This window comes from Microbacterium sp. (genome assembly GCF_032084865.1).
In the GTDB taxonomy this organism is placed as follows: domain Bacteria; phylum Actinomycetota; class Actinomycetes; order Actinomycetales; family Microbacteriaceae; genus Microbacterium.
This window is the reverse complement of the sequence record NZ_DAMDLU010000138.1, coordinates 1-7,658: the sequence shown is the minus strand read 5'-3', so window position 1 is coordinate 7,658 and position 7,658 is coordinate 1. Positions and strand designations below refer to the sequence as shown.

Genomic DNA, 7,658 nt, shown 5'->3' with positions numbered 1-7,658 from the left:
AGGCCGACGATCTGGCCGCCGTCATCGGAGCGGTCGGCGGGGCGGATGCCGTGCTCGGCCACTCGTCGGGTGCGATCCTCGCGCTGTTCGCCGCATCGCACGGGGTGCCGACCGGTGCGCTGTTCCTGTCGGAGCCGCCGATCGACTTCGACGCGCAGGGCTGGGGCGAGGAGCTGCCGCGACGGCTGCAGGAGCTGGTCGACACCGGATGCCGCGAAGACGCCGTCGCGGCATTCCAGCGCGACGCCGTGGGGCTGCCCGCCGAGATGGTGGAGGCGGGCCGTGCGAGCGGCCAGCTGGCCGCCCTCGCCCCGCTCGCGCAGTCGACCGTGTACGACGCGCGGCTGACGCTGCGCTATCGGCATCCGGATGCCGCTCTACTCGACGTCGATGTGCCGGTGACGGTGCTGCGCGGCGCGCAGACCTTCCCGTTCCTCGTCGCGTCGTCCGACCGGCTCGCGGGTGAGGTCGAGGGCGCCGAGCTGGTGATCGTGCCCGAGTCGATCATGCATCGCCCCGATCCGGCGGCGACCGCGCGGGTCATCGCGGAGCGGGTGTGACCGCGCCGGTTCAGCGGGCGGAGGGTAATCTCGCGGTATGAGACGGCCGGTACCCGACCCCATCCGCGCGGGCGAGGAGTCGGTGTGGGATTACCCGCGGCCACCGCGCGTCGAGCCGGTGCCCGAGCGGATCACGATCCGTCTGGGAGGCGTGCTGATCGCCGACACCGTCGATGCCGTCCGGGTGCTGGAGACCAGCCATCCGCCGGTGTACTACCTGCCGTCGGACTCGTTCATCGAGGGGGCGCTCGTCCCGGCATCCGGATCGTCGTTCTGCGAGTTCAAGGGCGAGGCGGCGTACTTCGACGTGCGCGGCGGCTCCCGCGTCGTGCCCGGAGCCGCGTGGACCTACCCGCGCCCTGCACGCGGTTTCGAGGCGCTGACCGGGCGGGTCGCGGTGTACGCCGGAGACATGGATGCGTGCACCGTGGGCGACGAGCAGGTAATCCCGCAGCCGGGTCGCTTCTACGGCGGCTGGATCACGTCCCGCATCCGCGGCCCGTTCAAGGGCGCACCGGGCTCGATGGGGTGGTGACGCCCCGGGTCATGCGGTGAGGGGTCAGGCGGTGAGCCCTGGCCCGTCGTTGTCGTCGCCGCCGTCGAAGGTCGCCGTGAGGATCTGCTCGGCCTCGAGCGTGAGGTCGATGATGCGGGCGAGCAGCCCGGCGAGCGAGGTGGCCTGCAGCAGTTCGAGCTGGTCGATCGGCCCCAGCGGCGCGATCGCGGCCAGCTGCCACGATGCCTCGAGCGGGTCGTCGGAGATCTCGATGTTCGGGTCCCACCGGCTCCCCGAGGTCAGCGCGGCGCGGGTGAGCACGCGGCGCACATGCTTCTCGGCTTCGTCGCGCAGGGGTGCGAGCGCAGGATCCCAGGTCAGCTCGGAGATCGGGTGCACCTCGGCGGTCGGGTAGACCTCGTCGGTCCACCAGGCGCTCACTTCGATGCGCTCCCCGCCGACGACGAGCAGCTCGATGTCGCGCTCGGTCGCGGCGACCTCGACGATCCGCGCCATCGTGCCCGTGCGGAATCGTGTGTCCCCTCCCCCGGCCTCGGACCCGCGTTCGATGAGCACGACCCCGAACGACGGCTCGTGGGATTCGAGAGCCGCGCCGAGCATCTTCAGGTAGCGCTCCTCGAAGACGCGCAGCGCGAGAGGCGTGTGCGGGAAAAGCACCGTCTCCAGCGGGAACATCGCCGTGGCTGCCATCGCGCCAGTAAACCACTCCGAGCGACCCCTGTCACCGGCGGACCGGATCGACGAACGAGTGATCCGTTGAGATCGGTGTCAGGCGGCCTGCGGTTCAGGCATCCGGCCGAGGCGGACCATGATCTCGAACCGGTCGGGCACGCCCCAGTGCTCCACGATGCGGCCGTCGATGACGCGCGCCGAGTCGTACACGGTGAACTGCACCGGACGTCCGGTCGGCGGGCCGATGAACGGACCGGTGTTCGTGCCGGTCGCTTCGGCGCGCACCCAGATGGTGTCTCCGGCGACCGCCCAGTCCCCGATCGAGAAGTGCAGGTCGGGGAAGGCGTCGTGCACGGTCTGCATGCCGTTGCGGACCTTCGCGATCGCCTCGGCTCCGCGGCCGGCTAGCCCGAACTGGTGCTCGATCAGGTCGGGCGAGCAGAGTTCGTCGGCGACGTCGAGGCGACCGCCGGCGAACCCCTCCACGAGCATGCGTTCGACCACGGCGAGCATCTCGCGCGCGGTCGTGGTGTCAGTCATGATGGACTCCTTTGCAGATTGTCTGTATTCATTGCACCTGTACTGCACTGAATGCAGGGATAGTATGTCGGAATGGCGGACGGTGTCAAGAGCGGGACCATGAGCTATCGGCAGCAGCAGGCCGAGGCGACGAAGGTGCGCATCGCCGAGTCCGCACGGGAGCTGTTCGCCAGCGAGGGATACAGCGTCACGAGCATGGAGTCGATCGCCGCGCGCGCGGGCGTCGCGACGCGCACCGTCTACGCGGCGTTCGGCGCGAAGCGTGAGATCCTCAACCTGATCTGCGAGCGCTGGCTCGAACGCGCCGGGGCGCGAGCGCTCGCCCGCGAGGTGCTCTCTCTGCCGGATGCCGTGGCGCGGCTGCGTGGCGCGGCGCACTGGATGACCACCCTGTACACGACCGACTTCGCCGTCGCACTGATCCTCGATTCGGCCGTGGACGAAGACGCCGACACGCGTGCGCTTCTGCATGGCAAGCTGCGCGGGCGCAACCGCGTCATGGATGAGCTGATCGCATCGGTTCGCGACGATCTCAGCATCCCGCTCGACGATGCGCAGGCGATCTTCCGCGCTCTCGGTGCGACTGGCGTGTACGGCGAGCTCGTCGGCACCTCGGGGTGGAGCCCGGACCGATTCGAGGCGTGGCTCGCCGACACCCTCGTCGCGCAGGTGATGCAGAACCGCTGACGTCGCCCGCGACGGCTGCCGTGCGAGCCGGTCGACGCCGGGCGGCTCGCGCCCAGGGGTGGCGTGCGGCACGGGGTGGCCTGCGGCACGATGAGCAGCATGATCGACGGTTATGACCCGGCGTTCCTGGCGACGCCGCTGCCGCTGCCTGCGCCGCCGCAGGTCGTGCGCACGCTGGCGTACCCGAGGTTCAGCGTGCTGCTCGATCCCGAGCGTCGTCTCGCCGCGGTGACGGGCGTCAACATCGACGGCCTGACGCTGCAGGACATCGCTCGCAAGGGCTCGTGGCACCTCGATCGCAGGATTCCGGATGCCGAGCAGGCAGGTCCCGACGTGTACGCGCACAACGATCTGGATCGCGGTCATCTGGTACGGCGGCGGGATCCCGGCTGGGGCGATTCGGATGCGGCCCGCGCCGCCATGGCGGCGACGTTCGCGTACCCTAACGCCGCACCCCAGGTGGCGGTGTTCAATCAGTCGAAGGACCTCTGGCTCGGACTCGAGGACCATGTGCTCACCTACGCCGAAGCGACCGATCAGCGTCTCTCGGTGTTCACCGCCCCGGTGCTGGCCGATGGCGACCCGCCCTACCGGGGCATCCGCGTTCCGCTCGGCTTCTGGAAGGTGGCGGCATGGCTGGGGCCCGACGGGCTCGCGTGCGCGGGTTTCGTGCTCGACCAGTCCGCTCTCGTCGATGTGACCGCAGGCCGGGTGAGCGCACCGCCGCTGGGCGGTTTCCGCACGTTCCAGGTGTCGGTGTCGGCGATCGCCCGCATGACCGGAATCGACCTCGGCGCGCTGGTGGATGCTGATGTGCTGGCCACCGAGACCGCGCGCGGCGAGGAGTGGCGCGAACTGGCGGGATCGGACGCGATCGTGCTCTGAGCCGCGGCCCCGCAGCGCCGGGGTCAGTTGAAGTCGCCGCCCCCGCCGCCTCCGCCGAAGTCACCGGGCGCCATGTCCTTGAACCGCGAATAGTGGCCCTGGAAGGCGACGGTGATCGTCGCAGTGGGTCCGTTGCGGTGCTTGGCGACGATCAGGTCGGCCTCGCCCGGACGGATGTCCTTGTCGTATGCGGCCTCGCGGTGCAGCAGGATCACCATGTCGGCGTCCTGCTCGATCGAGCCCGACTCGCGCAGGTCGCTGATCGCGGGCTTCTTGTCGGAGCGCTGCTCGGCGCCACGGTTCAGCTGCGACAGCGCGATCACCGGCACCTGCAGCTCTTTCGCGAGCAGCTTGAGCGCACGCGAGAACTCCGAGACCTCCTGCTGGCGCGACTCGACGCGCTTGCCGCTCGTCATCAGCTGCAGGTAGTCGATGACCACCAGCCGCAGACCTTCGCGCTGCTTGAGGCGACGGCACTTGGCGCGGATCTCGACGAGGGTCATGTTCGGGCTGTCGTCGATGTACAGCGGCGCGTCGTTGATACGGCCGCGAGTGGCCGCGACAGTTGTCCAGTCGCGCGGGTCGAGGGTTCCCTTGCGCATGTTCTGCAGCGGGATCGCACCCTCGGCGCTGAGCAGGCGCATCGCGATCTCGCTCTTGCCCATCTCGAGCGAGAAGAAGATCGACGGCTCGTTGTGGCCGATGGAAGCCGCCCTAGCAAAATCCAGAGCCAGCGTTGATTTGCCCATAGCGGGTCTCGCGGCGACGACGATCATCTGACCGCCGTGCAGGCCGTTGGTCAGTTCGTCGAGCTCGCGGAACCCGGTCGGGATGCCGGTCATCGTGCCGTCGCGACCGTTGGCCGCCTCGATCTCTTCGACAGCCGCGTCGACGGCGATCGTGAGCGGCACGTAGTCTTCGGCCGTCTCGGAGCCGGTCACCGAGTAGATCTCGGCCTGGGCGTTGTTGACGATGTCGGCGGCGTCGCCCTCACCGGCGTAGCCGAGCTGCACGATGCGGGTGCCCGCGTCGACGAGGCGCCGGAGGATCGCGCGCTCCGCCACGATTCCCGCGTAGTACCCGGCGTTCGCCGCGGTCGGCACGATCGAGGTGAGCGTGTGCAGGTAGTCGGCACCACCGGCGCGCCCCAGCTCACCGGTCTTGATCAGCTCGTCGGTCACAGCCACCACATCGGTGGGCTCGCCGTGCGAGTACAGCGAAAGGATCGCCTCGAAGATCAGCTCGTGCTTGGGCACGTAGAAGTCGGCGCCCTTGAGCATCTCGATCACATCGGCGACGGCGTCCTTCGACAGCAGCATGCCGCCGAGGGCGCTCTGCTCGGCGAGAAGGTCGTGCGGTGGGGTGCGCTCGGGCGCGCGAGAACTACCCAGACGCTCGTTGGAGATATCTGCGATCGACACCGTGCTCCTCCCGGCCGGCACGACTGAACGCTCGTCACCGGCACTTGAGACCGGCGGGCAGTCGGCCTCGGGCACAAGCAGAACACGCGCCACCGACATCCGGTCTCCCTCAAGCTAGAAGGCGGGTTATCCCCATGCAAACGGGGCTGTGGATAAGTGTGTGGAGAGTGTGCGAAGAACTCCGGAGTGTCTGTGCAGAACGGGTGTGGACAACTCGGTGGAGAGTTTCGAGTTCGTCGATTTTTCTTTCGTCTCATCTGGCTTTCTTCGGTTCCCCACCCTGTGGACGAATTTCCGCCTCAACGTGAGATTGAAGGTTGACGCATCGGGAGGGCCGATGTGCAGAACCTGGGGAAAGTCAAGTGCGGCCTCGCCCGGGCGCGCCGCGCTGCAGCGCCCCGATCCGCAGGTCACGGGGGTGGACGATCTCTGTGGTCTCGGGTAACGTCTCGGGCAAGATCGGAGAGACTTCTCAGATTGCCCAGGGGGGTGAGCATGAAGGTGGAGACGACAGGGGGCCGCAGATCAGCGGTGTACCTCTGGGGCGCGCTCTTCGTGCTCGCGTGGGCTCTGCTCAGTGCCGTGTTCGCCGGTGGTGAGGCTCGAGCGGATGACGAAGCTCCGACGCCTCTGTCGGGACTCACCTCACTCGTCGGCGACACGCTGGGCGGTGGGGTCGCTCCGGTCGCGAAAGCGGCGACGACGACCGTCGAGCATGTCGCCGCACCCGTCGTGCCGGTCGTCGAGCAGGTCGTCGCGAAGACGACGACCACCGTGGCATCTGTGCCCGTGGTCGGAGCACCCACCGCGCACGTGATCGCGCAGACCGGCGAGACGGTGTCGAACGTGACGCAGACCGTCGAGGACGTCGCGGCATCGACTCCCGTGAGCTCGATCGTGACACCGGTGACGGATGCCGTTAGCGGCGTTCCCGTGCTGGGCACGGTGCTCGACGGACTCGGCGCGACCGACCTCGTCGACGAGCTGGCGACCGGTGTGGACGAAGTTCTCGACATCGTGCCTCCGGTGATCGACAGCACGGTCACTCCCGTCGTCGACGGTCTGCAGCCGAGCATCCCGGGTTCCGACGATGCCGGCCTTCCCGAGCTGGATCGCCCGCTCGATGACGACGCGGTCACCCCTGGCGTGGACAGCGCAGCCGAGCCGGCGGCCGAGATCGAGGCCGTGACGGCGGTGACGCACACGGCGCAGCCTGCGGCATCCGCCCTGCCCGTCGTCTCTCACGACAACGACTGGACGCCGCCTGATGCCGGCGTCCAGCAGTCCGCGCCTTCCGGCGATCTGCCCGGTGCGCCCGCGAGCGCGCCGGCGGCGAGTCCGGCGTCTGCCGCCGGCAGCGGCGGACCGGCGTCCGGCGCGACTTCTGACCGTCCTAGCTCCGCGCGCGTCGACATCGATGCGTCGTCGCGGACGGGCATCCCTGCGGATGCCGCTCTGCCCGCTTCTCCGGCGGGCGGCACCGACGTCTCTCCTGACTGACGAGAGGGCGGCCGATTCTGCATCGGCAATGCCCGGACCACGCGACCGTGTGGTCTTCATCTCGCACAGATCAGGAGCAATACTCATGCGCACTATCGTCAAGCACGCCATGTGGGGCGTGCTCATCGCCGGCGGCGTCTCGCTGCTCGGCGCCACGGCCGCCAGCGCGGCCGAAACCAACGGAGACGAAGGTCTTCTCTCGGGGACGCAGATCCTCGCGCCGGTCACCGCACCCATCGACATCGTCGGCAACGCCGTCTCGGTGCTCGGCAGTGCTGCGGCCGGAACGAGCACGGATGCCGCACCCGCGGCGCCATCGTCCTCCTCAGCCGCCACGACCGGCGAAGGAGGCGTGGCTTCGGGCACGCAGGCGCTCGTCGACGTGGTCGTTCCGGTGACCGTGTCGGGGAACGCCGTGAGCGTTCTCGGCTCGTCCGCCGCTGAATCGGATGCCGCCGCGCCGGCACCTGAGCCGGCACCGGCGGCGGCTGCGACCTCGGGGTCGGACGGCATCCTGGCGGGTACGCAGGGTCTCGTCTCTGTCACCGCACCGATCACGGTGACCGGCAACAGCATCTCGGTGCTCGGCGACTCCGCCGTCACCGCTGGCGAGGGGGAAGCGTCGGCACCTGCTGAAGCACCCATGACCGACGCCGCCACCAGCGGAGACGACGGCATCCTCGGGGGAACACAGGTGCTCGCACCCATCACCGCACCGGTCACCGTGACCGGCAACGGCATCTCCGTGCTGGGTGAGTCTGCCGTCACACAGGGACCGGCTGGCAACTCGGCACCTGCTGAAGCACCCATGACCGACGCCACCACCAGCGGAGACGACGGCATCCTCGGGGGAACACAGGTGCTCGCACCCATCAC

General features: G+C 69.1%; 9 protein-coding genes. 6 read left to right on the top strand and 3 right to left on the bottom strand.

Annotated features, from left to right (window positions below; translation table 11 throughout):
• Together RT309_RS12460 and RT309_RS12455 are read left to right on the top strand one after the other, a co-directional pair.
• Positions 1-560 (top strand): alpha/beta hydrolase (locus RT309_RS12460; RefSeq protein ID WP_313357493.1); only part of this gene is annotated, 560 nt, incomplete at its 5' end.
• 37 nt (positions 561-597) lie between these two features.
• Complete coding sequence (locus RT309_RS12455; protein WP_313357491.1) at positions 598-1,095, top strand: DUF427 domain-containing protein; 498 nt, start codon at positions 598-600, stop codon at positions 1,093-1,095.
• Between the two features lie 24 nt (positions 1,096-1,119).
• Here RT309_RS12455 and RT309_RS12450 read toward each other — a convergent pair whose 3' ends face one another.
• Positions 1,120-1,767 carry an LON peptidase substrate-binding domain-containing protein gene (locus tag RT309_RS12450; protein WP_313357489.1) on the bottom strand — a complete coding sequence of 216 codons (648 nt, stop codon included), beginning with the start codon at positions 1,765-1,767 and terminating at the stop codon, positions 1,120-1,122.
• A gap of 78 nt (positions 1,768-1,845) precedes the next feature.
• Complete coding sequence (locus RT309_RS12445; protein WP_313357488.1) at positions 1,846-2,289, bottom strand: ester cyclase; 444 nt, start codon at positions 2,287-2,289, stop codon at positions 1,846-1,848.
• 99 nt (positions 2,290-2,388) lie between these two features.
• Between RT309_RS12445 and RT309_RS12440 the strand changes: the two genes are divergently transcribed.
• Both RT309_RS12440 and RT309_RS12435 read left to right on the top strand, forming a co-directional pair.
• Positions 2,389-2,976, top strand: coding sequence for a TetR/AcrR family transcriptional regulator (locus RT309_RS12440; RefSeq protein WP_313357486.1), 588 nt, complete (start codon positions 2,389-2,391; stop codon positions 2,974-2,976).
• A gap of 99 nt (positions 2,977-3,075) precedes the next feature.
• Positions 3,076-3,861, top strand: a complete 786-nt coding sequence (locus tag RT309_RS12435) for a DNA/RNA non-specific endonuclease (RefSeq protein WP_313357484.1) — start codon at positions 3,076-3,078, stop codon at positions 3,859-3,861.
• 23 nt (positions 3,862-3,884) lie between these two features.
• Here RT309_RS12435 and dnaB read toward each other — a convergent pair whose 3' ends face one another.
• Positions 3,885-5,282: a replicative DNA helicase gene (gene dnaB / locus RT309_RS12430; protein WP_313357482.1), complete on the bottom strand. Its 1,398-nt coding sequence runs from the start codon at positions 5,280-5,282 to the stop codon at positions 3,885-3,887.
• 495 nt (positions 5,283-5,777) lie between these two features.
• Between dnaB and RT309_RS12425 the strand changes: the two genes are divergently transcribed.
• Entirely contained in the window at positions 5,778-6,782 is a 1,005-nt protein-coding gene (locus RT309_RS12425) for a hypothetical protein (RefSeq protein ID WP_313357480.1), read from the top strand.
• An 85-nt stretch (positions 6,783-6,867) separates the two neighbouring features.
• The coding region (locus RT309_RS12420; protein WP_313357478.1) for a chaplin family protein at positions 6,868-7,658 on the top strand (791 nt) is incomplete at its 3' end.

Excerpts from the sequence above, each read along its gene's own strand:
- RT309_RS12455 (WP_313357491.1), top strand. The coding sequence starts at position 598 with ATGAGACGGCCGGTACCCGACCCCATCCGCGCGGGCGAGGAGTCGGTG.
- RT309_RS12450 (WP_313357489.1), bottom strand. The coding sequence starts at position 1,767 with ATGGCAGCCACGGCGATGTTCCCGCTGGAGACGGTGCTTTTCCCGCAC.
- RT309_RS12445 (WP_313357488.1), bottom strand. The coding sequence starts at position 2,289 with ATGACTGACACCACGACCGCGCGCGAGATGCTCGCCGTGGTCGAACGC.
- RT309_RS12440 (WP_313357486.1), top strand. The coding sequence starts at position 2,389 with ATGAGCTATCGGCAGCAGCAGGCCGAGGCGACGAAGGTGCGCATCGCC.
- RT309_RS12435 (WP_313357484.1), top strand. The coding sequence starts at position 3,076 with ATGATCGACGGTTATGACCCGGCGTTCCTGGCGACGCCGCTGCCGCTG.
- RT309_RS12425 (WP_313357480.1), top strand. The coding sequence starts at position 5,778 with ATGAAGGTGGAGACGACAGGGGGCCGCAGATCAGCGGTGTACCTCTGG.